This is a genomic window from Singulisphaera rosea (assembly GCF_054877945.1).
Window position 1 is genome coordinate 21,674 of record NZ_JBTYIP020000011.1, and the last position, 26,962, is coordinate 48,635.

Annotated in this window: 18 protein-coding genes; 10 read left to right on the plus strand and 8 right to left on the minus strand. The window is 64.5% G+C overall.

Going from position 1 to position 26,962, the window contains the following annotated elements; translation table 11 throughout:
- Nucleotides 1–119 precede the first annotated feature (119 nt).
- Nucleotides 120–899, plus strand: a complete 780-nt coding sequence (locus ACYOEI_RS19315) for an ABC transporter ATP-binding protein (RefSeq protein WP_462851190.1) — start codon at nt 120–122, stop codon at nt 897–899.
- Nucleotides 896–2,047 carry a hypothetical protein gene (locus tag ACYOEI_RS19320; RefSeq protein WP_462851191.1) on the plus strand — a complete coding sequence of 384 codons (1,152 nt, stop codon included), beginning with the start codon at nt 896–898 and terminating at the stop codon, nt 2,045–2,047. Before ACYOEI_RS19315 ends, ACYOEI_RS19320 begins: the two co-directional genes overlap by 4 nt.
- Here ACYOEI_RS19320 and ACYOEI_RS19325 read toward each other — a convergent pair.
- Together ACYOEI_RS19325 and ACYOEI_RS19330 are read right to left on the minus strand one after the other, a co-directional pair.
- The gene (locus tag ACYOEI_RS19325; protein ID WP_462851192.1) at nt 2,034–2,735 is read right to left on the minus strand and encodes a metallophosphoesterase; all 702 of its coding nucleotides are present in this window, start codon (nt 2,733–2,735) and stop codon (nt 2,034–2,036) included. The two genes, ACYOEI_RS19320 and ACYOEI_RS19325, sit on opposite strands and share 14 nt — an antisense overlap.
- Entirely contained in the window at nt 2,732–3,412 is a 681-nt protein-coding gene (locus ACYOEI_RS19330; RefSeq protein ID WP_462851193.1) for an MBL fold metallo-hydrolase, read from the minus strand. The genes ACYOEI_RS19325 and ACYOEI_RS19330 overlap by 4 nt, the downstream gene beginning before the upstream one ends.
- A 359-nt stretch (nt 3,413–3,771) precedes the next feature.
- Here ACYOEI_RS19330 and ACYOEI_RS19335 point away from each other — a divergent pair, with 359 nt between their 5' ends.
- The 3 genes from ACYOEI_RS19335 (at nt 3,772) to ACYOEI_RS19345 (ending at nt 7,133) form a co-directional block, all read left to right on the plus strand.
- Nucleotides 3,772–4,812, plus strand: coding sequence for a DUF1571 domain-containing protein (locus tag ACYOEI_RS19335; RefSeq protein ID WP_462851194.1), 1,041 nt, complete (start codon nt 3,772–3,774; stop codon nt 4,810–4,812).
- Between the two features lie 527 nt (nt 4,813–5,339).
- Complete coding sequence (rimI, locus tag ACYOEI_RS19340) at nt 5,340–5,870, plus strand: ribosomal protein S18-alanine N-acetyltransferase (RefSeq protein WP_462851195.1); 531 nt, start codon at nt 5,340–5,342, stop codon at nt 5,868–5,870.
- Nucleotides 5,871–6,371: 501 nt separating this feature from the next.
- On the plus strand, nt 6,372–7,133 hold the full coding sequence (locus tag ACYOEI_RS19345) for an RNA polymerase sigma factor (protein WP_462851196.1): 762 nt from the start codon (nt 6,372–6,374) through the stop codon (nt 7,131–7,133).
- A 64-nt stretch (nt 7,134–7,197) separates the two neighbouring features.
- On the opposite strand, the gene ACYOEI_RS19350 is transcribed toward ACYOEI_RS19345, so the two are convergent.
- Nucleotides 7,198–7,671 (minus strand): nuclear transport factor 2 family protein, encoded by a 474-nt coding sequence (locus ACYOEI_RS19350; protein ID WP_462851197.1) that lies wholly within the window; start codon nt 7,669–7,671, stop codon nt 7,198–7,200.
- Nucleotides 7,672–8,041: 370 nt separating this feature from the next.
- A complete protein-coding gene (locus ACYOEI_RS19355; RefSeq protein ID WP_462851198.1) occupies nt 8,042–16,147 on the minus strand; it encodes an Ig-like domain-containing protein in 8,106 nt (2,701 codons plus the stop codon).
- A gap of 1,328 nt (nt 16,148–17,475) precedes the next feature.
- Between ACYOEI_RS19355 and ACYOEI_RS19360 the strand changes: the two genes are divergently transcribed.
- The 3 genes from ACYOEI_RS19360 to ACYOEI_RS19370 all read left to right on the plus strand — a co-directional run bounded on the left by ACYOEI_RS19360 (nt 17,476) and on the right by ACYOEI_RS19370 (nt 21,374).
- Complete coding sequence (locus ACYOEI_RS19360) at nt 17,476–17,982, plus strand: hypothetical protein (RefSeq protein ID WP_462851199.1); 507 nt, start codon at nt 17,476–17,478, stop codon at nt 17,980–17,982.
- Between the two features lie 329 nt (nt 17,983–18,311).
- A complete protein-coding gene (locus ACYOEI_RS19365; RefSeq protein ID WP_462851200.1) occupies nt 18,312–19,118 on the plus strand; it encodes an SDR family oxidoreductase in 807 nt (268 codons plus the stop codon).
- A gap of 219 nt (nt 19,119–19,337) precedes the next feature.
- Entirely contained in the window at nt 19,338–21,374 is a 2,037-nt protein-coding gene (locus ACYOEI_RS19370) for a M13 family metallopeptidase (RefSeq protein ID WP_462851201.1), read from the plus strand.
- Between the two features lie 280 nt (nt 21,375–21,654).
- Here the strand turns inward: ACYOEI_RS19370 and ACYOEI_RS19375 are convergent, their stop codons facing one another.
- Complete coding sequence (locus ACYOEI_RS19375) at nt 21,655–22,041, minus strand: DoxX family protein (protein ID WP_462851202.1); 387 nt, start codon at nt 22,039–22,041, stop codon at nt 21,655–21,657.
- A 203-nt stretch (nt 22,042–22,244) separates the two neighbouring features.
- On the opposite strand from ACYOEI_RS19375, the gene ACYOEI_RS19380 reads away from it, so the two are divergent.
- Both ACYOEI_RS19380 and ACYOEI_RS19385 read left to right on the plus strand, forming a co-directional pair.
- Nucleotides 22,245–22,808 carry a pyridoxamine 5'-phosphate oxidase family protein gene (locus tag ACYOEI_RS19380; RefSeq protein ID WP_462851203.1) on the plus strand — a complete coding sequence of 188 codons (564 nt, stop codon included), beginning with the start codon at nt 22,245–22,247 and terminating at the stop codon, nt 22,806–22,808.
- 125 nt (nt 22,809–22,933) lie between these two features.
- The gene (locus ACYOEI_RS19385) at nt 22,934–24,316 is read left to right on the plus strand and encodes a DUF1501 domain-containing protein (protein ID WP_462851204.1); all 1,383 of its coding nucleotides are present in this window, start codon (nt 22,934–22,936) and stop codon (nt 24,314–24,316) included.
- Nucleotides 24,317–24,541: 225 nt separating this feature from the next.
- Here ACYOEI_RS19385 and ACYOEI_RS19390 read toward each other — a convergent pair whose 3' ends face one another.
- The 3 genes from ACYOEI_RS19390 to ACYOEI_RS19400 form a co-directional block, all read right to left on the minus strand.
- Nucleotides 24,542–25,336, minus strand: a complete 795-nt coding sequence (locus tag ACYOEI_RS19390; protein WP_462851205.1) for a hypothetical protein — start codon at nt 25,334–25,336, stop codon at nt 24,542–24,544.
- A 100-nt stretch (nt 25,337–25,436) separates the two neighbouring features.
- A complete protein-coding gene (locus ACYOEI_RS19395) occupies nt 25,437–26,309 on the minus strand; it encodes a LolA family protein (RefSeq protein ID WP_462851206.1) in 873 nt (290 codons plus the stop codon).
- 160 nt (nt 26,310–26,469) lie between these two features.
- Nucleotides 26,470–26,862: a polysaccharide biosynthesis C-terminal domain-containing protein gene (locus ACYOEI_RS19400; protein ID WP_462851207.1), complete on the minus strand. Its 393-nt coding sequence runs from the start codon at nt 26,860–26,862 to the stop codon at nt 26,470–26,472.
- Nucleotides 26,863–26,962: the final 100 nt, after the last annotated feature.

Genomic DNA, 26,962 nt, shown 5'->3' on the forward strand with positions numbered 1-26,962 from the left:
CGGTACGATTTGGACGTCTCCCATGCTGGAAGATGTCTGAACGTAACGCATCGAACGGCCTGGCGTAAGACAATGCCCGTTCGTGCCACGGAATCGGACTTCGCGAAAGGGAACGACCGATGATCGAGGCACGTGGGCTTACGCATCACTTCGGCGTCCGTCCCGTCCTCCGGGGGATCGACCTCACCATCGAGCGCGGCGAGCTCGTCGTCGTCCTGGGCCCGAACGGGATGGGGAAGACGACGTTGCTGTCGATCCTCGGTGGGGTCCTGAGCCCGCTGACTGGCACGGTGACCATCGACGGCAAGGAACGTCGGGGGTCGGTCGAAGAGGAACTGGCCATCCGCAAGATGGCCGTCTATCTCCCCGACCACCCTTGGCTGCCGGCCAACCGCACGGGGCGTGAGTTCCTGTATGCAGTCGGGCAACTGTACGACGTCGATCCCATGCGCCTGATCGACCACATCGAGCGCCTGCTGTCCCTCTTCGAGTTGACGGAGCAGTCCGATTCCCCGATCCGAGGGTATTCCGCGGGCCAGAAGAAGAAGATCTCGCTCTGCTCGGCGCTCGTAACCGAGGTCCCAGTCCTCCTGCTCGACGAGCCGTTCTCTGGTGGACTCGACCCGTCGGGCCTGACAGCCCTGAAACGAGTCCTCCAGCGGCACGCCCAGCTCAAGGAGCGGACGATCGTGCTCACGAGCCCGGTGCCGGAGCTCGTCGAGGAGATCGCCACCCGGGTCGTCGTCCTCCACCAGGGCGCCGTGCTGGCCTTCGACACGATCGAGGGTTTGCGAGCCCTGACAGGATGTCAGGGCACGCTCGGCGACGTGCTCGAGCGCTTGATCTTCCCCGAGACGGGCGAACGGCTCGAACGCTACTTCGAGGGGTTCTCGCGATGACCCGACGCCTCCGCGTGATCCTGCCGCCGACGTGGGCCTTGATTCTTGCCGCTGTGCTTTACGCAGCCCTCGAAGGATTTGTGCTTCTCCTGGAGTGGCGGGGAGGGATCACGTTAGAAGGGCTCAGAGCTCGACCGTCGACGATTATCGTCGGAGCCGCGGCGGTCGGCCTCGGGATCTTTCGGGTCTTGGCATTCCATCCGTTCTTCCGTCCCCGGTATCGCGAATGGCTCGCTCGGACGCCCTGGACGAGCCGGTCCCCCTTGCCGGACGGCCCTGTCTCCCTCATCTGGGAAGACGCAATCCTCGTCTCTGTCCTTGCCTCGATGGTCCTTCACGCACCCCTGGTCAGCCCGCCCCGGATACTCACGACGTTCCTCGTCAGTTACCTGGCGGCTTTGCTCGTGACGTTGATGACCACGGGAGCCTCGGCCTACGGGTATGCGATCGTCTTTGGTTTCGGCTTGATTGCCCATCTTTGGCAAGAGCCTTGGGCGGCGCTCAGCGTTGCCCTCGCCTTCGCCTGTGTCGGGCAACTCGGGCTTTGTCGTTCCCTGGAGAGGTTTCCCTGGGCGTCGGAGCCGGACTGGTACTTGGCAGGGTTCACGAAGGCCTTGGGCTTCTCCCGTCATTTAGAGACGAAATGCGGCTGGCCCTATGATCAATGCCGACCCCAAGCGGCCCGTCTCGTCAAGATACCGCTCTCCGACGCGATCGTCCTCAGCCTCCTCGCCGGCTGGGGGTTCTTCGTCTTCTTGGGCAAGCTCGAGGAACCCAGGGAACGGGTTGCCGCGGCGAGGGATATCTCCGTCTTCATGATCATGGTCATGGCGGGAATCCGAACTCTCGTCTATGTCCTCAAAGGCTTGCCGCCGATCAGCCTTCTCGGGCGACTCGCCACAGGCCGATGGATCATCCCTGGCTATGATCAAATCTTCATGGCGTCGATCGTCACGTGCGTGGCCCCCTTCGTCATCGCCCTGGGACTACGGCAAATCGGCGCCTCCGATGAGGTCATCGGGTCGATGGCGATCGCCTCGGCACTCTTCGTCGTGCTGAAGACCGGGCCAAGGCTCGAAACCTGGGGGTTGACGGGCCGTCTCCGGATTTTTCGGCTACCCGAGGATGTCGTTGTCAAGGTCGACTGATGCGTAGCGGCCGGAAGCCGACGGCGTCGGCGGCGACGCAGTGGTAGCGCACGCCCCGGATTTCGCCCTGGACGGCGAGCGACCATTGCCCCTGGATGTGGAGATGGCCGTAGACGCACGCCGAGACGCCCGAGGCTTCGAACCGTTCGACGCAAGGGCCGGGGCGTCGGTGCTGGTCGAAGGGGGGGTAGTGCCAGAGGACGTAGAGCGGCTCCCGGCCCGAGCCCAGGGACGTGGCACTTGCGAGCGCCCGGTCGAGTGCCTCGAGTTCCTTGGCTTGTGCCTCCTCGGCCGAGGCTTCGGGCTCGTCCGGGAGGACGGCCGTCCCTCGAGTTCCGCAGACGACGACGCCGTGGGTCGCCACGGCGTCGCCGCCCACGGCCAGCAGGGTCCTCCTCAGGAGGGGCCGGACCTTCTCCACGCTGTTCCACCAGTTGTCGTGATTGCCCGCCGAGAGGACCTTGGTGCCGGGCAAGCGGTCGAGCCAGACGAGGTCGGGCTGGAGATCCCGATGGTTCCGGGCCATCGAGAGGTCGCCGGGGAGGAGCACCAGGTCCTCGGGGCGGACCACCGTCCTCCACTCGCGTTCGATCTTGCTCGCGTGGTCGCGCCAGCGTTCGGCGTAGCGTTCGCGGCGGTCGACGCGTGCGAACGAGAGGTGGAGGTCGGCGATCGCCCAGACGTTCATGCCGGGTCGATCCCGTAGAGGCCCGCGTCCTCGCCGACGAAGGGGTTGAACCGACGCTCGCGGCCGACCGTCGTCATCGGGCCGTGGCCGGGGAAGACCGCCGTGTCGTCGGGGAGGTTCAAGAGCTTCGCCCGGATCCCCGAGATGAGCAGGGGCCCGTCGCCCCCGAGGTCCGTCCGCCCGACGCTCCCACTGAAGAGGACGTCGCCGCCGAAGACGAGATGCGGCTTGAACGTGTCGCAGAGGTAGACGATCGAGCCGGGGCTGTGCCCCGGGATCTCGCGGATCTCCATCGAGAACCCCGCCAACTCCAGCCGTTCGCCGTCGGACAGGAGCCGGTCGGCCGGTGGGCTGGTCACGGGCATGCCGAACTTGGCGCTCAGGTTCGCCTCGGGGTCGCTCAGCAGCGCGACTTCGTTCTTCCCGATGATCAGCGGCACATCCGGGTACGCTTCCTTCATCCTCGCGTTGCCCGCGATGTGGTCGACGTGCCCGTGCGTGTTCAGGATCGCCGCCAGCGTCTTCTTCTCGGCCTCGAGGATCCCGAGGATCGTCGCCGTGTCGAAGCTTGGGTCGATCACCAGCGCATCCTCGCGGCCCGGTCGCCAGATGACGTAGGCGACCTCCGCGAACGGGGCCGATTCGACGGGGACGATCTGATAGTCCTCTGGTTCCATCCTCGCGAGTCTCCCAAAGGGCACGGCGCTTCGTCGGCGAACGAAGTCTCGCCGGTTGTAATTTCGCCCAGGCGGTTGCAAAAATGACAAGCCCTCTTTCCAAAGGGGCGTGGCTCAACGCCCTGGCAATCGCCAATGCCGGTAAGTTCTTCCATCCGACCGTCCGAGAACGGATTGGGTGATTTTTGGCCCGGGACTTGCTCGAAGATTGTCTTGTCGGTGGAAAACCACCCGAACCCCCGCGGCTCGCCTCCTCGGCCTCCCCGCGGTCGGATCGCCTTCGTTGGTCCTAATTACGATCCATGAATGTGTGTGCAGGACAACCTTCAACCACCCGCTCTGGCCACAAGGATTGAGTTATGATCATGAAGCCAGGTTCGCGTTTTGTGGTCGCCGTCCCGGGTCGTCTGCGGGGAATGAAGGCCGTCGGCACGTTCGCGACTTTCGGGTTGTCGGCGGTCGTGGCGGGGCATGCGGGTTGGGGGAGCGAGCCTGGGTCGGCCCGCGACTCCGGTTCGATCGTGGTGGTCAACAACGCACTCTCGCCGTCGACTCCCGACTTCGACCGTGCGGTCATGAAGGTCGGTGGAGATGAAGGGGAAGGCTCGCCGGGCGCCCCTCGCGTGGCGAGCGCCGCGGGCCGCACGACGCCGAGCCTCCCGTCGCAGGCGTCATCCCCGTCTTCGGCGGTGGCTTCGATCGCCTCCGACCCGATCGCCAGGGCACACCAGGCGATCGCCGAGTGCCGGTCGAAGTATCGTCGGGTCCAGGATTACACTTGCACCTTCTACAAGCGTGAGCGGATCGACGGGAAGCTCGCCACTCCGCACGTCATGTCGATGAAGGCGCGGTCGAACCCGAACAGCATCTACTTCAAGTTCGTGAAGCCCAATAAAGGGCGTGAGGCGATCTACGTCACGGGCCGTCACAGCGGCCGGGTCCTCGCCCACGACGTCGGCCTTGGCAGGCTCGTCGCCGGCACGATGAAGCTCGACCCGCTCGGCGATATGGCCATGGAAGACAACCGCCACCCCGTGACCGAGGCCGGCATCGGCGCCCTGATCGAGACGGTCGCGAGCCGATGGAAGGCTGAGCTGACTCCCGAAGAGTCGAAGATGGTCTTCCACCCGACGTCGAAGGTTGGCTCGATCCCCTGCACGATGATCGAGTCGATCCACCCCGAGAAGCGGCCCGAGTTCTTCTTCCACGTCGTGAAGCTCTACATCGACAACGAGCACGGCCTCCCCATCCGCTTCGAAGCCTACGACTGGCCCAAGCACCCGGGCGCCGCCCCGGAGCTGGTCGAGGAGTACACCTACATGAACTTGCGGGTCAATGTCGGGCTCCGCGACCACGACTTCGACCCAGCCAACCCGCAGTATTCTTACGGCCGATTCTGAGTCCAGGCCCCTAAATTTGCGGCTGGCGCACATCCGGGTTGGGGCCATCAAATCGCTCCCCACGCCGGCTTGTATTGGCGGGCGGCGGCGGTTCAGGGCGGGGCATTTTCTTGGCGTTTCGGACGTAAGTCAGGGGTGTTTCCGAGGGTGGGGATTAATCGCTGCATTCCTCACGAGCTTACCCCGAAGAGGCCGATAACAAGCGTGGGCGAGCGGGGAGAATCGGCGTTCGGCCGGCCCTCACTCGACGATTCGGCGGGGGTGCCGAGTCGGGACGATCGGATGCGAAGAGGCTGAGGATTTGGGAGTCGAAGCGGTCTTGGCAGGCCGTAGGGCCTTCGCTAGAATCCGCCTCGCTTCGGGGATGTGACCCCCCCTACCGGGCCTTGGGAGGGCGGGTCCGACTGGCCGAAGTGTCCCTTCCAGCTATGGCGATTCGCGCCGATTGATCATGCGGGTCTGATTTTGCCGACCGCTCCCATGATGGGGGCTGGTCTCCGTCCGTCCGTTCCATGGAAGGAGGCTCGATGAGCACGGTCCCGACCACCAAGGCTCAGGTCCGCGTCCATATTCGCTGGATGATCCGCCGCGACATGCCCGAAGTCCTGGCCATCGAGCACGCCAGCTTCGAGTTCCCGTGGTGCGAAGAGGAGTTCCTCAGGGTCCTCCGCCAGCGGAACTGCATCGGGATGGTCGCCGAGTACGGCGAACGGGTCGTCGGGTTTATGATCTACGAGCTGCACAAGAACCGGCTCCACGTCCTCGACTTCGCGACCCATCCGGAGTTCCGCCGTCAGGGCGTCGGCCAGCAAATGGTCGCCAAGCTCGTCGGCAAGCTCTCGAGCCATCGCCGGACCCGGATCGCGTTGAGCGTCCGAGAGACCAACCTGCCGGCCCAGATGTTTTTCCGAGCCCAGGGCTTTCGCGCCTTGGAAGTCGTCCGCGAGCACTACCAGGACACGGGCGAAGACGCCTACGCCATGCAGTACCTGCTCGACGAGACGGTTATGGACGAGCCGGTCCCGACCAACCGAATTGCCAAGCAGTTCGAGAACTGACCGACGTTTCCCCCCCGAATTCGTTCCCTCGCGCGGGTCGCGCGGGCAGGCCCCTGGGCCCGCCCGCGCGGCCCGTTCCGCTTTCTCACCCTCGATTTGCAACGCCTGCTGACGACCCTTCTTCGAGGAGAGTTGGGATCGGGTTTCCCACCAGGCCATCAGGGGTCGCCGATGCGACTCGCGCGTTCGCGCGACGGATGAAGGCGAGCCGGTGCGGGGTCTTGAGACTGCGTCTTCCGCCCGACCGGCAATCGGCGTACCATTGGGTTGGGGTACGGTGCGCTCGTCACGGAGCGGGATTCCGAAGGACGGGAGCGGTCGTTCCTCCGTCTCGGGGTGAATTGCCTGCGGGTCTCCGAACGCCCGCGTCTCGGGGCGATCGGACAATCGACCTTGGGAGGGCCTGCCCGGCTCCTCTCCGGGGCCTGGGCCGCGAGGGACGGGCTCAGATCATCGGAATGCTCGGGCCTTCGGGGGCCACGTCTCGAGGAGGGTTCCGGGGTGGACGAGGACAAGGTACACCTGAGCCAGATCGAGACCTGCTGGACGATGGTCTTCCAGGCCCACGAGGGGGAGACCGACTCGGCTTCGGTCGCGCAGCGTCTGATGATGGAGCGCTACGGGGGGGCGGTTCATCGCTACCTTTTGAGCGTGACCCACGACCCGGAGCTGGCGGCCGACCTGGCACAGGAGTTCGCGCTGCGATTCCTCCGCGGGGATTTCCGACGCGCCGACCCGAGTCGTGGACGATTCCGCGACTTCGTCAAGACCGCCGCCATGAATCTGATGATCGACGCCTATCGACGGACACGAGTCCGCCCCCTCCCGCTCTCCTCCGGCATCCCCGAGCCGGCCATCCCCGGCCTCGACCTCGCCGAGCTCGACCAACGGTTCTACGAATGCTGGCGCGAAGAGCTGCTCAGCCACGCCTGGACGCGTCTCGCCCAGCTCCAGGACGAGTCGGGCGCGCCTTACTATGCCGTGCTCCGGTTCCGCGTCGACCACGCCGAGCTCCGCTCGGCCGAGATGGCCGAACACCTGACCGTCCGACTTGGGAAGCGCGTCAGCGCGAGCTGGGTCCGCCAGACGCTCCACCGCGCCCGCGAGAAGTTCGTGGATCTGCTCGTCCGGGAAGTCTCGCACTCCCTCGGGAACCCGACCCATGAGGAGCTCGACGACGAGCTGAGGAACATGGACCTCTGGAATTATTGCCGGCCCTCCCCCTCGTCCCGCAGGCCCGACGACCACCGCCGCATGCCCTGAGCGACCTCGGCCGATCGCCCTGCGCACCTCCTCCGCGTGCCGGCCTCGTTCGGAGCGGTCGGCCTCAATAAGACGTGAGCGAATAACCGTCGACGATCTCGCGGATCCGGATGACCCGGTCGTCTCGGAACGTGAAGAGCTGGACCCATTGGAGGTCGTAAAAGAGTTGCCGCGACGGGAGCTTCCCCCGCTCCCTCGCGATGACCACCACGGTGTCCCCCTGCGCGACGACCGTGTGGACCTCCGGATGCTGGTCCTCGATCATCCCGAAGTTCTTCCGGATGGCCTCGCCGACTTCGGCCCGCCCGCGCCAGTAGCCGAGGAACGGGAAATGACTCTGGCCCGTGATCTCCAACTCGACCTCATCGTCGAGGTGATCGAACGCGGCCTCGAGCTTCCCGAGGGCGAGGTTGCGATAGACCTCCTGAACGAATCCGACCCGCCGCGCCTCCGTCTTCTTTCGGTCGAACTCGGGGTCTCCGTGGCGGAAGGCGTGCCCGATCCCTTCGATGAAACGTCCGACGAGTCCCGGCGTCATCACAGCGGCCTCCGATGGTTCCTCGGTCCCCTACGACCTTATCGAAGAATGGAGGTCTCTGTCCCGCACTCCGGGACCATTCCTCGATACCGGGGTCTGGAGCCGTCGACGACTCCATTTCCAGCGAGGTCGTGCTGTAATCCCGCAGAAGCCCGATCACTCGGAAAAGGCGGGCTTCGGGACGGACACCGAGTCTATTCCATCAAGACCACCATAACATGAGCCACGAAGAATTGGGCCACTCCGGTAATCTCCGCTTTCGGATCTTGGCGGGCCGGCGGGAGGAGATCGCGAGGGGCGCTTTGCGGGGAACCCGCCGCCGTCGAGGTGGACCCGATCGGTTCGCCTCGACGGAGGAGGGGCGTCCGGCTCAGCTCACGTTGAAGGTGAAAGCCTTGGGGGTGGTGTCGGTGTCGATTCCGCCATTGGCGGTGCCGCCGTTGTCGCGGACCTGGAAGGTGAAGGACGCGTAGGGTGTGCCTGTCGCTCCTGCGGCGGGGATGAACTTGAGCTTCCCGGCGTTGATGTCGGCGACGAGGATGACGAGCCCCGCGGTGACGGCGGTCCCGTTGAAGGTGAGCGATCCGGCGGTCGGGAGCGAGGAGATCACGACCGCGGCAAGCGTGTTGGCGGGGTTGTCGTTGGCGTCGGTGAGGGCGAAGTCGGAGGCGGCGAAGGTGTACGTGGAGTTCTGGGCGATGGAGACCGTCTTGGCGACGCCGACGGGTGCGTCGTTGACGGAGGTGATCGTGACGTACATCGAGCGAGCGATGGTGTCGGTGTCGACGCCGCCGTTTGCGGTGCCGCCGTCGTCCTTGACCTGGAAGCTGAACTTGGCGTAGAGCGACCCGTTGACGTTGGTGGGCGGGGTGTAGACGAGCTTTCCTGCGGCGATATCGGCGGCGGGGATAATGGCTCCATTGGCGGGGGCGACCCCGTTGTAGGTGAGGCCCGATGCCGTGGCGACGTTGGTGAGCTTGATCGAGACGAAGTTATTGGCGGGCGAGTCGTTGGGGTCGGAATATCCGAAGTCGGCGACGGAGAAGACGTAGGGCTTGTCCTCGAGGGTGGTGACGGCCTTGGCGACGCCGACTGGGGCGTCGTTGACGGAGGTGATCGTGACGTACATGGAACGGGCGATCGGGTCGGTGTCGACCCCGCCATTGGCGGTGCCGCCGTCGTCGCGGACCTGGAAGGAGAACTTGATGTAGGAGCCGCCGTTGACGTTGGCGTTTGGCGTGAACTTGAGCTTGCCGGCGGCGAGGTCGGCGACGGGGATGACGACGCCGGAGGTGAGGGGGGCGCCGTTGTAGGTGAGTCCCGGGTTCGTGGGGATGTTGGTGACGACGATGGAGGCGAAGTTATTGGCGGGGTTGTCGTTGGGGTCGGAGAACCCGAAGTCGGCGACGGCGAAGGTGTAGGAGGAATCTTCGAGGATGGTGACGGTCTTTGCGATGCCGACGGGGGCGTCGTTGACCGGTGTGACGTTGACGGTGATGGTCTTGGGTGTGGGGTCGGTGTCGATACCACCGTTTGCGGTGCCGCCATTGTCCTTCACCTGAAAACCGAAACTGAGATATCCGGCGCCGTTGACGTTTGCGGGGCCGATGAACTTGAGCTTTCCGGCAGCGATGTCGACGGTGGTGATCACTTGGCCGTTGGTGAGGGCCGACCCGTTGAAGGTCAAACCGGGATTTGCGGGGACGTTGGAGACGATGATGTATCCGAAGGCGTTGGCCGGTGAGTCGTTGGGGTCGGAGAACCCGAAGTCGGCGACGGCGAAGGTGTAGGAGGAGTCTTCGAGGACGGAGACGACCTTGGAGGTGCCGAGTGGAGCGTCGTTGACGGAGGTGATGGAGACGTACATGGAGCGAGCGATCGGGTCGGTGTTGACGCCACCATTGGCGGTGCCGCCGTCGTCGCGGACCTGGAAGGAGAACTTGATGTAGGAGCCGCCGTTGACGTTGGCGTTTGGCGTGAACTTGAGCTTGCCGGCGGCGAGGTCGGCGACGGGGATGACGACGCCGGAGGTGAGGGCTGCGCCGTTGTAGGTGAGTCCCGGGTTCGTGGGGATGTTGGTGACGACGATGGAGGCGAAGTTATTGGCGGGGTTGTCGTTGGGGTCGGAGAACCCGAAGTCGGCGACGGCGAAGGTGTAGGAGGAATCTTCGAGGATGGTGACGGTCTTGGCGATGCCGACTGGGGCGTCGTTGACGGGCGTGACGTTGACGGTGATGGTCTTGGGTGTGGGGTCGGTGTCGACGCCGCCGTTGGCCGTTCCGCCGTTGTCCTTGACCTGGAACCCAAAGGAGAGGTAGGCGGAGCCTGCGACGTTTGCGGGGTCGATGAACTTGAGCTTTCCCGCGGCGATGTCGACGGTGGTGATGACCTGTCCGACGGTGAGAGCGGCCCCGTTGAAGGTCAGGCCTGGGGTGGTGGGCAGGCTGGAGATGACGACATATCCGAAGGCGTTGGCCGGAGAGTCGTTGGGGTCGGAGAACCCGAAGTCGGCGACGGCGAAGGTGTAGGAGTAGTCTTCGAGGACGGTGACGGCCTTGGAGGTCCCGACGGGCGCGTCGTTGACAGAGGTGATGGAGACGTACATGGAGCGAGCGACGGGGTCGGTGTTGACGCCGCCGTTGGCGGTGCCGCCGTCGTCGCGGACCTGGAAGGAGAACTTGATGTAGGAGCCGCCGTTGACGTTGGCGTTGGGGGTGAACTTGAGCTTGCCGGCGGCGAGGTCTGCGACGGGGATGACGACGCCGGAGGTGAGGGCTGCGCCGTTGTAGGTGAGTCCCGGGTTCGTGGGGACGTTGGTGACGACGATGGAGGCGAAGTTATTGGCGGGGGAGTCGTTGGGGTCGGAGAACCCGAAGTCGGCGACGGCGAAGGTGTAGGAGGAATCTTCGAGGATGGTGACGGTCTTGGCGATGCCGACTGGGGCGTCGTTGACGGGCGTGACGTTGACGGTGATGGTCTTGGGTGTGGGGTCGGTGTCGACGCCGCCGTTGGCCGTTCCGCCGTTGTCCTTCACCTGGAATCCGAAACTGAGATATCCGGCGCCGTTGACGTTTGCGGGGCCGATGAACTTGAGCTTTCCGGCAGCGATGTCGACGGTGGTGATCACTTGGCCGTTGGTGAGGGCCGACCCGTTGAAGGTCAAACCGGGATTTGCGGGGACGTTGGAGACGATGATGTATCCGAAGGCGTTGGCCGGTGAGTCGTTGGGGTCGGAGAACCCGAAGTCGGCGACGGCGAAGGTGTAGGAGGAGTCTTCGAGGACGGAGACGGCCTTGGAGGTGCCGAGTGGCGCGTCGTTGACGGAGGTGATGGAGACGTACATGGAGCGAGCGACGGGGTCGGTGTTGACGCCGCCGTTGGCGGTGCCGCCGTCGTCGCGGACCTGGAAGGAGAACTTGATGTAGGAGCCGCCGTTGACGTTGGCGTTTGGCGTGAACTTGAGCTTGCCGGCGGCGAGGTCGGCGACGGGGATGACGACGCCGGAGGTGAGGGCTGCGCCGTTGTAGGTGAGTCCCGGGTTCGTGGGGATGTTGGTGACGACGATGGAGGCGAAGTTATTGGCGGGGGAGTCGTTGGGGTCGGAGAACCCGAAGTCGGCGATGCCGAAGGTGTAGGAGGAATCTTCGAGGATGGTGACGGTCTTGGCGATGCCGACGGGGGCGTCGTTGACGGAGGTGACGGAGAGGGTCAAGGTGCGGGCGGTGGGGTCGGTGTCGATGCCGCCGTTGGCCGTTCCGCCGTTATCCTGGACCTGGAACTTGAAGGAGGCATAGGTCGCGGCGAAGGCGTTGGGGGCGGAGGAGAAGACGAGCTTGCCCGCCGCGATGTCGGAGGCGAGGATCGTGGCCCCCGCGGCGACGGCGGTCCCGTTGAGCGTGAACGATCCGGCGGCCGGCAGCGTGAGGACCTTGATGGAGAGGAGGGCATTGGCCGGGTTGTCGCCGGGATCGGTGAAGCCGAAATCGGCGACGGAGAAGGTGTAAGGGGTATCCTCGAAGGCGATGACGGTCTTGGAGATACCAACGGGGGCGTCATTCCTCGGGCTGCCGACGACGCTGGTGATGTTGGCGAAGGAGGTGACCCTGGTGACGAGGCCGCTGGCGAGGTCGAGGACGAGGCCGGTCGTGCTTGCGGACTCATTCAAGATGGCGCCGTCGGCGCCGCCGTCGAGCTTGAGGATGGAGGCGTTGTCGGCGGGGGCGAAGGTGTCGAGGCCGGCGCCGCCGAGGAGGGTGAGCTTGGGGTTGGCGCCGGAGTAGTTGAAGGTGTCAGTCCCGCCGGATCCGTCGACAGAAATATTGGTGATGCCGACGAGGAAGTTGGCGGACGATCCCAGCGAGATCTGGGTGGGCGAGATGGTGAAGGTATCGGCGGCGCCGGTGCCGATGACGCTCAAGGAATCGGTGCCGCCCATGCCCATAATCGTGAAGGGAGCGGTGCCGGAGAGGGTGCCCTCGAGGTACCCGTTGAGATAAACGTCGCGGGTGTTGGCGTCGAGGTACTGGACGACGATGGAGTCGTTGCCGGACGTGCCCCAGAGTTGCTTGATGTTGTCCGTGACCGGCAGGACGATGAAGGAATAGCTGACGGAGGACGTGTTCGCGAGCGCTCCATGGACAACCAGGGTATACGTGCCGGTGGTGGGCAGGGTGACGCGACCGGAGTCGACCTGCATGTTGCCGTCGAACACCGGGACGCCATACCCATCGTACAGCGTCCATCCTCCCAGGCTTCCATAATTGGGATCGTTCGAGGTGACCGCAGTGCTGTCTAAGAAGATTGTGCTGCCGGCGGTCCCGGAGAATTTGTAGAGATTTGCGGAGTTCGAAGGGTTCAGGCTGGCGTTGATTGCGGTGCCCGGGGTGATGGAGGTGGCGGCGGCGAAGTCGAGGAGGCTGAAAGCGTAGCCGTCCCCTGCGGGCCCGTTCACCTGGAGGGAGTAAGTGCCGGCGGGGAGCAGGCCGATGTTCTGGTCGTCCGAGCCGAAATTCTCGTAGGCCAGCACGGAGCCTTGAGGTCCGGCCAGGGCCCAACTCAGGCTGCCATCATTCGTCCGGACGTCGAACCAGAGCCGCGTGGGGTTGGCGAGCGTGAACTGGTAGTTGTCGATTCCTCCCGACGAGACGGAGGCGGAGACCGGACTGCCCAGGGTCAGGACGGTCCCGGTGACGGGGGCGGGATTGGTGTGGGACTGGTAGTTCACCAGGAAGCTAACGGTCGGCGAGGCTGTGTCGTCCAAGGCTCCGGCGAGCACCAGGGTATAGGTCCCGCTGGTGGGGAGGATGACGCCTCCGTTGTCGTCGGCCACGCTAGTGTCGAACAGGGGAGTGTTGAAGGAGTCGTACAACCGCCAAGTGGCATAATCGCCCGAGGAGCTGATTGTGTGGAAGAGCAACGAATCGCCCGCGGTCCCGGTGAACCGATAGAGCTTGGTCGAGTTGGCGGGACTGAGGCTGGCGGAGACGGTCTGACCCGTGGGGGTCGCGGCGGAGCCGACGGTGATGGGAGTGGCGGCGGCGTAGTCGAGGAGGTTGAACTTGAAGCTGCCGGTGTGGTCGCCGTTACCGAAGACCGTGAGGGTGTAGGTGCCGGCTGGGAGGACGTTGATGCCCTGATCTTCGGGTGCGAAGGCGGTGATGCCGCCGACACTGCCCTGGAGCCCCGCAAGGCTCCACTCGAGGTTCGCGTCGTCGGTTTGACTGTCGAACCAGAGCTTGGTAGGCGAGGCGAGGGTGAAGGTGTAGTTGCGCTGCTGTCCGACGCCCGTGATGGAACCGGAGACGGCGGTGCCGAGGGTAAGGGCGGCGGTGGCGTCGCTCACCGTCCTGACGACGAAGGTGTCGGTGGTGACCCCGTTCGCGTTGAGGTCGCCCGCGATGACGAGTGTGTAGGTGCCGGTGGTTGGCAGGGCGAGGCGGCCGGAGTCATTGGCGATGTTGCCTGAGTAAACCTGAGTGCCGAAGGCATCGTAGAGGTGCCAGTTCCCGGTATAAAGGTTGGAGCCGGTGGTGAAGGCGGTATTGTCGAGGAAGAGTGTCGAGCCCGCGGTACCTGAGAATGAGTAGAGTTTCGCGGAATTCGCGGGATTGAGCGTGGCGACGACGGAACTTCCGGGAGTGGCCGCGGTGGCGGCGGCGAAACCGAGAAGATTGAACGTGAAGCTGCCGGTGTAGTCGCCGTTTCCAGCCACCGTGAGGGTGTACGTGCCGGCCTGGAGGAGGCTGATGTCCTGGTCTTCGGAGCCGAAGGAGAAGCCGGAGTCGACGTTGCCCTGGGGCCCCGCCAGGCTCCAGAGGAGACTGTCGTCGGCGGTTTGGGTGTCGAACCAGAGTTGGGTCGGCGACGCCAGGGTGAAAGTATAGTTCGCCTGCTGTCCCTGGGAAGCAATGGAGCCGGAGACAGGAGTGCCGAGGGTGATCCCCGTTGTGGTGTCGCTGACTGTCCTCACGACGAAGGTGTCGGTCGCGGTCCCGTTCGCGTTGATGTCGCCCGCAAAGAGGAGTGTGTAGGTGCCGGTGGTGGGCAGGGTGAGGCGGCCGGAGTCATAGGCCAGACCGTTGAGAAAGACTTGAGTGCCGAAGGCGTCGTAGAGATACCAGTGTCCAGAATAACCGCTGGGGTCGGTGGTGGAGAATGACGTGATGTCAAGAAAGATGGTCGAGCCCGCGGTGCCCGAGAACGAGTAGAGCTTCGTAGAGTCTGCGGGGTTAAGTGAGGCTGCGACCGAGCTTCCGGCTGTGACGGCGGTTGCGGCGGCGAAGTCCAGAAGGTTGAAGGCGAAGGGTTCGGCCCGGGGGCCGCTCACGTCGAAGACGTAAGTGCCGGCCGGGAGCAGGCCGAGACTCCGGTCATCCGAACCGAAGTTTTGCCCATCGAGGACCATGCCCTGAGGCCCGGTCAGGCTCCAGCCCAGATTCGAGTCGTTGGACTGGCTATCGAACCAGAGGCGTGTGGGGGCGGCGAGGGTGAATTTGTAGGCCTTGTCGCCGCTGGCGCCGATGGAAGCCGAGATGGGAGTGCCGAGGGTCAGTGCGGTACCGGTGACCGAGGGAGGATTGGTGTGTGATTGGTAATTCACCTGGAAGCTATAGGTGGGAGCGACCGTATTCCCTGGAATTCCGGTCACTACGAGAGTATAGGTTCCCGAGCTGGGAAGTTTTACCCCATTGGCGTCGGTGCTAAGATAGTTGTCGAAGATGATATTGGTGTACGGGTCGATGAGTTCCCATTCGGTGTAGTCGCCGGTGAAGGAGAGGTTGTGAAAGAGGAAAGTGTCGCCGGCGGTCCCGCTAAACGTATAGAGCTTGGCGGAATTGGCCGGGTTGAGCGTTGCGCCGACGGTCGCGCCCGTGGGGCTGGCAGAGGTCCCGGTCGTGATGCTCGTGGCTGCGGCGAACGAGAGGAGATTGAAGCCGAAGCTGCCGGTATAGTCGCCATAACCGGCGACGGTGAGGGTGTACGTCGCGGCCGGGAGGAGATTGGTGGCCGTGTCGAGAAAGCTAAAGGGTTGCCCGCTGAGGCCGCTCCCTTGGGGGCCGTTCAAGCTCCAGCTCAAGTAACCATCGGCGGTCTGACTTGCGAACCAGAGCTGGGTCGGCGCGGCGAGGGTGAAAGTATAATTCTTCACCTGTCCGGGGACGGAGATGCTGCCCGAAACGGGCGTGCCGAGGGTCATCGAGGTGGTGGCGTCATTTGTCGGCTTGAAGTTGAACGAGTAAGTGGTGGTGCCCGGAAGGTTGAGGTCTCCGGAGACGACGAGCGTGTAGTTGCCGGTGGTCGGCAGCGTGACTCGCCCGGAATCCCACGGGATCCGATTGCTGAAAACCTCGGTGCCGTACGAGTCGTAGAGCGCCCAGCTTCCCCCGTAAGCGTCGTTGTCGGAGTTGGAGAACGCCGTGTTGTTGAGGAAGATCGTGGATCCGGCCGTCCCCGCGAATGAGTAGAGATTGGTGGTGTTCGCGGGGGAGAGGGTACCGCTGACGGCCGCCCCCGCGGTGATCGGTGCCGCGACGGCGGCCATGTCGAGGACCCGGAAGGCGAACGATCCGGTCGTGTCGCCGTCCGCGGAGACCGTGACCGTATAGTTTCCTGACGGTTCCAGGCCCAGCGGCGCGTCGTCGGCGTTCAGGGGTCGTGAGGCGACCGATCCGGCGGGCCCGGTGATGCTGACGTTGAGCGCGCCGGAATTCGTCAGGCTGTCGAGCCAGAGTCGCGTCGGATTGGCGAGCGTGAAGTTGAAGGTCTGGACCTGGCCGGGGGCCGAGATGGCGCCGAAGAAGCGATTGTCGCCCGCCGGTGCGCTCATGACGAGCCGCTCTTCGAGGGCTTCCACCAGGGCCAAGCCCCTGAGGTCGGCCCGCCGATTGCGGGCCCGCGCCTTGGCTCGCTCGCGGGAGCTCGCACGACCTTCGGACAGGGAGAACTTGAGGGTCTTGAGCCAGTTGCTCGGTCGCATGTTCGTTGATCCCTGGTGCGTGTCAATGTGCGAGTTGAAGCGAATCGACGGACGTATGGATCGAAGTCGACGTGATCCCTGGACCAGACCGCACCGCGCCTCCGACGACTCGGCGCAGGCGTTGCGTGGCCATTCGAAATGATGGGTCACGAGGCGTTTGCCTCGGGGGTCGCTCGAGTCTCGACCTGGCGGGGGGAGACCCAGGAATCGAGTTCTCATTCTTTGGCGAAAGTCGGTTCCGCCGGATGCGAGATCGTCGCTGGGAAGAAGCCCCCACTTCGGGGCGTGATCACCTCGTGGCCGTTGAGAGCTCGTGCTGCAGAACGATTCGCGTTGGGCCTGGGAGTCTCGCCATCGAGACTATCGAGGGTTGTACCCGATCACGCGAAGGGTGCGACGCGGCTCTTCTTGTCGGAGTACCCGACCGAGATGTCGTTTGCTTGCAACAGCATTTCGGCGACTCAACACGGACATATGCCGGGGATGCCGAGATTGCGGAGTTAAAGTAACGAGCGGATGGACGCATTGCAAACGGTAAATCCGATTTTTCTTGCGTGCTTTCGATCGGATGCGGAAATTCCTACGCGCATTATGCGAAAACCAAGAATGATCCGGTCGTGATGAGCCTGAATCGGAGGCGGCCCTTCGGGCCATGGTGACTGCATAACGTGGCTTCCTGCTGGATTTCGAGGGAATTCGGCCCATGGCATGGATCAACGTGATCGATGGCCGACTGTTTCCATCGACCCTATTCGTCCACCCGGCGATTGTCGGATTGGTCTCCTCGTTCGTGACGGATCGTCTAAGAACGTCACAACGATGACATCCCCCTCAGGAAGTTGTCGGATCTTGATGCTGAATCGGGACGGGAATCGTGCGTCTCGTCTCGGGATTAGGAATCGTGTGAATGTTAAGAATTAACAAAGAGCGATAAGTTCAGCTTAAGTCGCTTGTTGGTTCTTACTGTCGCCATATTGCGTGCGTGATTGGTGATGTGGAGTCTTCGGCCTATCGTCCCCACCAGCTCCGTTGAGTCATCCGCCGAGCGGTTGCGTGGGGCCGTTCGTGGGGCCAATGATTGAATCGCTTGCGAATGCGGCTTTTGCGTCGGCGCGGTTGTCGACGCAAAGGACGAAGGAGGAATTGTCAGCCCGGTCAGAAAAAGTTATCGAGTCGCCCCTGCTTGCCGATCTTAACTGGCGTCGGATCGGCCTCACGTCCCGAAGGAGTGGCCCGCCGGGGTCAGGTCCGACGTCACCCGCTGGAAATTCACCGATCCTCGTCTCCGCGTGAGTGGGGACGTTCGAAATACCCAAGTGCTTGGCAGCATGAGGCTCCTGGGCCCGGAGACCGTCGCGATGCTCACCGCCACCACCGCCGCGATTGGCATGGCTTGCCTGCTTCAGTTGCCCCCTCACGAATGTGCGGGGCCTTATGGATGTCCTCAACACGCGTCACCGGCCGTGGTCTATGCGCAGGACCACGGGGCTCGACGATCGTTCTTCTTCCAGGGGCACCTCCGCAGGCTGGTGTTCTCGGAGAACGTCTGTCCGCTCGGCTCTTGCGTGCCGGATGGGATGGATTATTACGCGATGCAGATGCGGCGGATGACCCCGGAGTTTGCTCCTCCGGCCCAGTCGGCGGCCCCCTCCTCGACGGGGGCACCGAATGCGGCCGGGTCGTCGGGCGCGACGGCACCGTCGGGGTCGGCGGCTCCCTCGGGTTCGGCACCTCCCGCGAACTCGGCACCCGCACCCGCACCCGCCCCCGCGACGTCCGGCGCGTCGACGACACCGTTGGATCCGACCTCGGCTGGAATTTCGCCCCTCAAGTGATCCAATGCTCATGATGACGCGGCCCGCTCCTTGGATCTGAGCGGGTCGCATGACACCGAGATGGCTCGATCGCTCCTTCGTCTGGGGGAGGGATCGAGCCTTGCCGCATTCGAAAATCATCGAAGCCGTGAGAGGCGATCGAGCGATTCTGAAAATGTCTTTTCCGCCGAATCTCTCGGTGGGCCTCGTCGTCCCTCACGGGCGTCTTCCTTCTCGGCCGCGACGACGTACCATTCTATCCAGGGGTCGGGAGGTGCCTTCGGCTCGACGGGTGGGGCCCGGACCTTCCTCGATCGGGTGGCGATTCCCCAGACGCGGGGGCCGAAGAGATGAGCATCTATCGCGCGGACCTGTTCCTTGGGCGGGTTGCGCTCGTGACCGGGGGAGGGACCGGGATCGGGCGAGGGATTGCCGAGGCGCTCGCGGCGCACGGGGCGGAGGTCGCCGTGCTGAGCCGCTCGGCGGAGCACCTCGAGCCTTCGGCGAGTGCGATCACCGAGGCGACGGGCCGTCGTTGCTTGCCGCTGGTCGCCGACGTCCGACAGCCGGCGCAGGTGGATGCCGCGGTCGGCCGCGTGGTCGAGGAGCTCGGCGGGCTCGACATCCTGATCAACGCCGCCGCGGGCAACTTCTTCTGCCCGTCGGCCGACCTCTCGCCCAACGGGTTCGGCACCGTCCTGGATATCGACGCCAAGGGGACCTGGAACGTCAGCCGGGCCGCCTATCTCGCCCGGATGCGCGACCATGGCGGCTCGATCCTGAACATCAGCGCGACGCTCCATTACGGGGGGACGCCCGGGCAGGCCCACGTCGCCGCGGCGAAGGCGGCGGTCGACGCGTTGACGAGGACGCTGGCCGTCGAGTGGGGGCCTAACGGTTTGCGGGTCAACGCGATCGCCCCCGGCCCGATCTCGGACACCGAAGGGGCCCGCCGGCTCTTCCCCGGCGAGGCGGCCGAGCGGCTCCGGCAGGCCATCCCCTCGCGACGACTTGGCCGGATCGAGGATATCGTCGACCTCGCCTTGTTCGTCGTCAGCGACGCCGCGGCGAATCTCAACGGGGCGATCGTGGTGAGCGACGGCGGCCTCTGCCTGGCGGGGAATTTCGGCCTGCTGCCGGGCGGAGCCGGGGCGTGAATCGCTTCGGGGCCGAGGAATCTATGTCCTTGCCTCGGCCCTGGTTTCGGCGGGAGTCGGGCGATTGCCCTGGAAAGTCGCCCACGCATCGGTTCGAATGAGGAGCATAGGGTTGAGCGTCGTCTCTCCGTCGGTGGAGGGCGCTCCCCTTTCGGAACCGTTGGGGGCGTTCGAGGCCCGGCGGGCCGGCCGAACAGGAGAGGCGAGGAGTCAGGACGGATGAGACGATTGCGAACGGTCGCGGCGGGGTTGGCGTTGCTCGTCGCGGGGGTCCCGGCCCGAGGCGCGGAGACGACCCCGGCGCCGAAGTCGGGGATCGATAAGGCGTTCATCGACCCGAAGGTGCGGCCCCAGGACGACCTCTTCCGTTACATCAACGGGAAGTGGCTCGACGAGGCCAAGATCCCCGCCGACAGGCCACTCGACGGGGCCTTCTACCAACTGCGCGACAAGGCCGAGGGCAACCTTCGGGCGATCATCGAGAAGGCTGCGGCGAAGGCCGACAACCCGGCGGGGTCCGAAGCCCAGAAGATCGGCGACCTCTACGCCAGCTTCATGGACGAGGCCCGCGTCGAATCCCTGGGCCTCGGGCCAATTAAGGACCGGCTCGCCAAGGTCGAGGCGATCGCCGACAAGGCCGGGCTGATCCGGACCCTCGGCGAACTCCAGCGCTCGGGGAGCCCGGGGCTCTTCGGGCTCAACGTCGACACCGACGCCAAGAAGTCCGACAGCTACATCGTCTACATCGGACAGGGGGGGATCGGACTCCCCGACGAATCCTACTATCGCGACGCCAAGTTCAAGGCGGTCCGCGAAGCCTACGTGGCCCACATCAAGAAGATCCTCGAGCTCGCCGGCATCCCCGGGGCCGAGGCGGGCGCGGCGCAGGTGATGGCCCTCGAGACCAAGCTGGCGGGCTCGCACTGGGACCGCGTGAAGAGCCGGGACGACACCCTGACCTACAACAAGAAGACACGCGCCGAGCTCGCTGCGTTGACCCCCGGCTTCGACTGGGCGGCCTGGTTCAAGGCGCTTGGCGCCCCGGAGATCGGCGACGTCGTCATCCGCCAGCCCAGCTACTTCGAGGGGATGGCCAAGGCCCTCGACGAGATCCCGCTCGCCCAGTGGAAGACCTGGCTGGCGTGGAACGTGATCCACGCACACGCACCGTTGTTGAATCGTGCGTTCGTCGATGAGAACTTCGCGTTCTACGGCCGGACCCTGACCGGTGCCCCCGAGATCCGCCCGCGCTGGAAGCGGGGCGTGGCGATCGCCGAGTCGGCGCTGGGCGAGGCACTGGGCCGCCTGTACGTCACTGAGCACTTCCCCCCGGCCGCCAAGGCGCGGATGCAGGGGCTCGTCGGGAACTTGATCGAGGCCTATCGCAAGGACATCGAGTCGCTCGAGTGGATGAGCCCGGCGACGCGGAAAAAAGCCCTCGAGAAGCTCGCCAAGTTCACGCCCAAGATCGGCTACCCCGACAAGTGGCGCGACTACTCGGCGCTCGAGATCAAGCGGGATGACCTCGTGGGCAACTCGGCCCGGTCCGATGCCTTCGAGCTCGACCGCAACCTCGCCAAGCTCGGTAAGCCGGTCGACCGCGGCGAGTGGTTCATGACGCCCCAGACCGTCAACGCCTATTACAACCCCGGCCTGAACGAGATCGTCTTCCCCGCCTCGATCTTGCAGCCCCCGTTCTTCGACCTCGAGGCCGACGACGCCGTGAACTACGGCGGGATCGGCGCGGTGATCGGCCACGAGATCGGCCACGGCTTCGACGACCAGGGGTCGAAGTACGACGGCGACGGCAACATGAACGACTGGTGGGGCGAGGCCGACCGCAAGGAGTTCGACTCCCGGTCCAAGATGCTCATCGAGCAGTACGACGGCTTCTCGCCCGCCCAGCTCCCCGGCCAGCACGTCAACGGGGCGCTCACGATCGGCGAGAACATCGGCGACCTCGGCGGCCTGACGATCGCCTTCAAGGCGTATGCCCTCGCCCTGAAGGGGAACGCGGCGCCCGTCCTCGACGGCATGACCGGCGACCAGCGGTTCTTCACCGGCTGGGCCCAGGTCTGGCGGTCGAAGTATCGCGACGCCGAGCTCACCCGACGGCTCGCCACCGACCCCCACTCGCCCACCGAATTCCGGTGCAACGGCGTCATCCGCAACCTCCCCGAGTTCTACGAGGCGTTCGGCGTCAAGGAAGGGGACAAGCTCTGGCTGCCCCCCGCGAAGCGCGTGCGGATCTGGTAAAACACCAACGGGGATCGGTGCTCTCTCGCAAAACGGCGACGGCCTTCGTGATGTCGAAGGCCGTCGCCGTTTTTCCATTGGCGGACGTCTTGCTTCGAGCGATGTCGCGATCGGCCCAAGCGGCAAAGGCATTCGAGGGATGCCGGGACGGTTGTTCCCGACCTCTTGTCATAAGCCCTTGCGGAAAAATATTCTCAAATTTTAGGGATGAAAGATCTCGCCGTGAGCCATTAATTTTCAAACGATCGAGCGGAGGGGCGGACTCTCCCCCGCTGCACTCTCAATCAACCACGAAAGGGACGAGTGCACGCAGTTTGCGGTCGCGGAGGTACAGCCCGAGCCACCCGATGACGCCGACGATGACAGGCACGAAGAACATCCCGTCCTTGGCGTGGACGTGGGTTGCCACCGCGCCGCCCAGATACGCGAGCATGAGGAGGCCGCCGAGATAGCGTGTCTTCGGGACGAGGTAGAGCACGAACATCGACAACTCGATGACCCCGAGCGGCAAGGCCGATCCGGCGGGGTACGTCTTGGACCATTCCTCGAGGAATCCCTTCGGTTGCGTGATCTTGAAGTAGGCGCTTGGCAGGAACGCGAGAGAGAGGATGCCCGAGAGCACCCAACCGGTCGTGCGCTGCCATGTGGGGATCGGATCCGTCAGCATTTTTGTGGCACCTGAATGATGGTTTTGGGGTTAACACGCCGCTTTTAACGCCCCGTCGAACCACGTGCAAGGCAGGTTTCCGGCTCGTCTCGCCGATCGCCCCCGGGCGAACCTCTCCGGGGTCACTCTTGTCGGACGCGTGACAATGCTGCGGGAATGCCGTTCGGTGGGAGGGGCGTTGGTCGAAGAGGGAGAGGACCGCGATGGGTAGGCAGCACGAGCGGATCGACGAGGCGCTGGCGGAGTTCATCGAGAAACAGCACATGTTCTTCGTCGGGACGGCGCCGACGGCGATCGACGGCCGTCTCAACCTCTCGCCGAAGGGGCTCGACACGTTCCGGGTCCTCGGGCCGACTTCGGTCGCCTACCTCGACCTGATCGGGAGCGGGATCGAGACGGTGGCCCACGTCCGCGAGAATGGTCGGATCACCTTGATGTTCTGCGCCTTCGAAGGACGACCGCTCATCCTCCGGCTCTACGGCCGAGGCCGTGTCATCGAGCCCCAGGACGCGGAGTGGGGCGACCTGATCGGTCATTTCCCGGATCTGCCGGGGGCCCGGGCCTTGGTGGTCGTCGAGGTTGATCGGATCGCGGATGCCTGCGGATTCGCCGTGCCCCTCTACGAGTTCCAAGGCCACCGCAAGCAACTGCTCGACTACGCCGACCAGCAGGGCCCCGACGGCCTCGAGGCCTACAAGGCCAAGAAGAACCGCGTGAGCATCGACGGGATCGCCGGCCTCCGTGTCCCGGAGCCGGGCGTGCCCTGATCCGGGTCGCGGCTCCTCGTCTGTTTGATCTTTGGTCGACTTTCTTTTAACCTGGGGCCGTCACCTCGACGGCTTGCGCGTGCCGCGGCCGCGATGGACGTGGGCCAGTTGCGAGGCGTTGCGCGATGGAGAAGGCACGGGCCTCGAACGGCGGAGACCAACGCGAAGGAACTGGTCTGAGCCGGCGCGGGTTCCTCCATGCGGGCCTCTTGGGGCTCACCCTGCCGCAACTCCTGGCGCTCCGAGCGAAAGGGAGCGTGGCGACCGGGGAACCGACGGCCTTGATCGTCGTCTGGCTCCAGGGCGGGGCCAGCCACCTCGAGACGTATGACCCCAAGCCCGACGCCCCCGCGGAGATCCGAGGGCCCTTCGGCTCGATCGAGACCCGAGTCCCGGGGATGCGGATCAGCGAGCTCCTACCTCGTCACGCGGAAGTCGCCGACAAGTTCACGATCTTGCGTTCCCTCGTCCACAGCGGGTTCTGCCACCAGCAAGGCAACCAGCAGATGTTCACGGGCCACCCGGTCCAGGAGTTGAAGCTCCGGCCGGATCACCCGGACATGTTCTGCATCGCCCATAAGTTCCGCGCGGATCGTTCCCGCTCATTGCCTGCCTACGTCGGGGTGAATCCCATCCCTTACCTCGGCTCGTCCTACCTCGGCCCGGCTTATGAGCCGTTCGTCGTGGCCAACGACCCGAACGCCCCCGGCTTCGAGGTGTCGGACATCGGCCTGCGCAACCCCGCCGACATCGAACGCCTGGGGGGGCGGATGGGCTTGATGAGCCGGATGGACGGCCTGCGGATGGCGCTCGACGACCCGAAGCGTTCGCGGGCATTCGACGAGTTCCAGACGCAGGCGTATAGCCTCCTGACCGGCCCCGACGCGCGTCGGGCCTTCGACCTGAACCGCGAAGACCCGCGCCTCCGCGACCGCTACGGCCGCAACACCTGGGGCCAGCGATGCCTCCTGGCTCGTCGGCTCGTCGAGGCGGGCGTGGATATCGTGACAACCAGCCTCGACGGCCCACTCTGCGGGCGGATCGGCAACTGGGACGACCACGCGGTTAACCATCACATCTTCGAGGCGATGAAACGGCGTTGCGCGTACCTCGACCGGGCCGTGGCGGCCTTGATCGAGGACCTCCATGAGCGGGGCCTCGACCGTCGCGTGATGGTCGTGTTCACCGGCGAGTTCGGCCGGACGCCGAAGATCAACTACGCGCCCGACTCCGCCAGCGGGGTGAGTCAGCCGGGCCGCGACCACTGGCCCCACGCGACCTCGCTCCTGCTCAGCGGCGGGGGCATCCGCCCCGGACAGATCATCGGCGCGACCGATCGTCATGGTGCCGAGGTGACCCGTCGCCGCGTCGGCGTCCGCGACCTGATGGCCACGCTCTACCGCCACCTCGGCATCGACGCCTCGCGCCTGGCCGTACCCGACCAGGCCGGCCGACCCGTCCCGATCCTCCCGGAAGGGGAAGTGATCCCCGGCCTCGAGGTCGGATGAACATCGTTCGTCAATGACAGCCGTTCGCGGTGTTGTGGCCGCGGGAGCTCTTCACCACAAAGGCACAAAGTCACACAGGGGAGGATTCGCAGAGTTGCGGAACTTTCCCGAATTCCCTACGGCATTTGTTTAAGTTTGTGGTTCTGTGGTGAGTCTCGCGCAAGGCATGGTGGATGTCAGCAAAGAGAGTCTCGATTATTCGGTGGACGGCTCGAGATCTTCAACCTATTTGCTTTTCCAACGTTCGATCGGGATGACGGCCAAGTCCTCTTCGCGGACTGGGCCGTCACGCTTGATCTGGGTGAAGGAAAAGACGCACGTGGCCTGGCCTGGCCCATACCAGACGACCCGCTTGGGGAGCCAGGTTTTCTTGTCGACTTCAATCATGGCATGGAGCTCCGTCCCTATCCCCGCGCCCGCCGCCTCGGTCAGAGTGATGAGGGCGGTCGATAGGCTCTCGCGCACCAGGGTTATTTCCTTGTAGCGGCGACGGGCTTCGGCGACGTTCATGTCGAAGAGAAACGGGAGCTGATGGCCTTGAAGCATGCAATTGTAATCAAGTGTAAATGCTTTAGTGAATCCGGCGAGGACGGTCATATTCGCCCTCCCTCGTAGCTCGGCGGGATTGTGCGGGATTTCGACGATGGAGCTCGCATCGGGTCGATATCGGTAGAGCCGCCCTCCTGTCAGGAGGATACGTTGATGGGGCTCCCATAGGTCGCCGACCTGTTTGATTTCCTTGAAAACGGCCCGGTTCGTCGGCCGATCGATGACGATTCGGCCGGCGAACCGGTCCTTCTTAAAGTCCAACGGGGGTGCCAGGGTGACGACCTTGGTGTAGGCCACGTCGAGGGACTTGCTGACCCCGCGCTTTTCCCAAAGGGTGAGGATTTCCTGGAGCCTTGGGTCGTTCGCGTTGACTTCGCCCGGCCTGGGGGCTTCGGCCTGGCGGGCCGGGGCGAAGTCCGATTGGGCCTGGGCTGCGACCACGACCCCCATCAATACGAAGATCCTTCGCATGTCAATCCTCGGTGGTGATGGTTCTCTCAACGGTGCTGTGCAAACATGCGTCGTCTGGTGCGGCCGGACTAACCTCTCTCCCAGTCTTGGCAGCCGATGGTCATCTCCGGGCCGCACCCCTGGTGGGCTTCGCGGGCTTGGTGCTGATTTGCTTCGGCATCGGCTCCGGGGCGTCCGTGGCGTCGACCTTCTCGATCTTCCAGCCTGCGAGTGGTGTGAACTGGAAGGTCTTATCCTGGACAGGGATATTATGCCGGACCCTGTTGAAGGTGTAAACCTTCGTCGACTGGTTCTCCTTGATGTGGGTCACGGTCCTGGGTAGGAGGAGCTTCTTGTCGAGCTCGAGGGTTGCCGTGACGCCCGAGCTTTTCCCGTCCTTGGTGAGCTCGGTGAACTTGATGACCGCAACCTCGTCATCCTCGCGGACCAGGCTCATGTCGTAGAAGCGACGCGCGTCGGCCTCCGTCATGTCGAAGAGGAACGGGAGGCGGTCGCCGTGGATGATCCGGTCGAAGAGGGTTGCGAAGAGGAGCCTGAGCTCCGGCTCCTGGTTGCCGGGGGGGCCTGGGCGTTCGTCCCGCGCGCTGAGCGGGATGTCGAAGATCGTGTGGGTGTCGACCCGGTAGTGATAGAGCCGTTCGCCCGACCAGAGCATCCGTTCGAACGTCTTCTTGTTCGAGCCGACGAACTCGTCGACGTCGACCCAGGCGAGATTCGGGCGTTTCAAGAGCAGTCGTCCCGCGGATTGGGTCGACTTGGTGGCCATCTGGGGGGCGAACGTCTCGGTCTTGGTGTAGATCACGTCGAGGGTCTTGCTCGGCCCCCGTTTTTCCCACTGGGCGAGGATCTCCTTCAGCCTCGAATCCGTCGGGCGTGCTTCGACTTGCGTCGGAGTGGTCGCTTGCCCTAGGGCCGTATTCGAGGGGATCGGGGGGAGGGCCAAGAGGCCCACGAATACGACGAGTCTCCGCATCGGGTCCGTCCTTTGCGAAACGATCGAGCGAGTTATCGTGATTAGCGTCTTTGTCTAGACCGTTATGAATCGGTTGGTTCGCACCTCGGGTTTATCTCGTTTGGTCCACGGTCTGGATATCCCCGATGATTTCCGGGCTGGCCCCGGAACTGACCGACGATCAGGACTCGATAAGCACGTCACGGACGACATCGGGGGCCTTGGGGTCGTGAGCTACGGTGTTGAAGCCGAGTAGGATGGATGTGGTCGTCCCGGTGTTCTGGAACGCATGGGCAAGGCCGGGTGGGATGATGAAGCGATAGGCTTCGCCTTCGGGGATGTGGACGTCGCGGATTTCGGCCCCGTCTCGGTAGCGGAAGAGGGTCGGGCCGAATGCGGCGGTGATCTCGGTCCCGCGCTCGTGGTAGTGATTGCCGCGGATGGCCCCGGGTTCCGTCAGGACGAGGTGCACGTTTCGCTGGTTGGGGAGGTCGTCCGGGCCGATCGGCTCCAGGACGAGGCCTCGGGCATCGGTCGGGAACATAATCCGTTCGATCTGGATCGACGTCGACATGGGGAGGTCATAACTCGGGATTGCCGTCTTCCCTTTAATCAAAGGGGAACGGCACGAATCATCCGCGCCCGGTCCTGTCCGGGCGTCCGGGCTCTCCTCG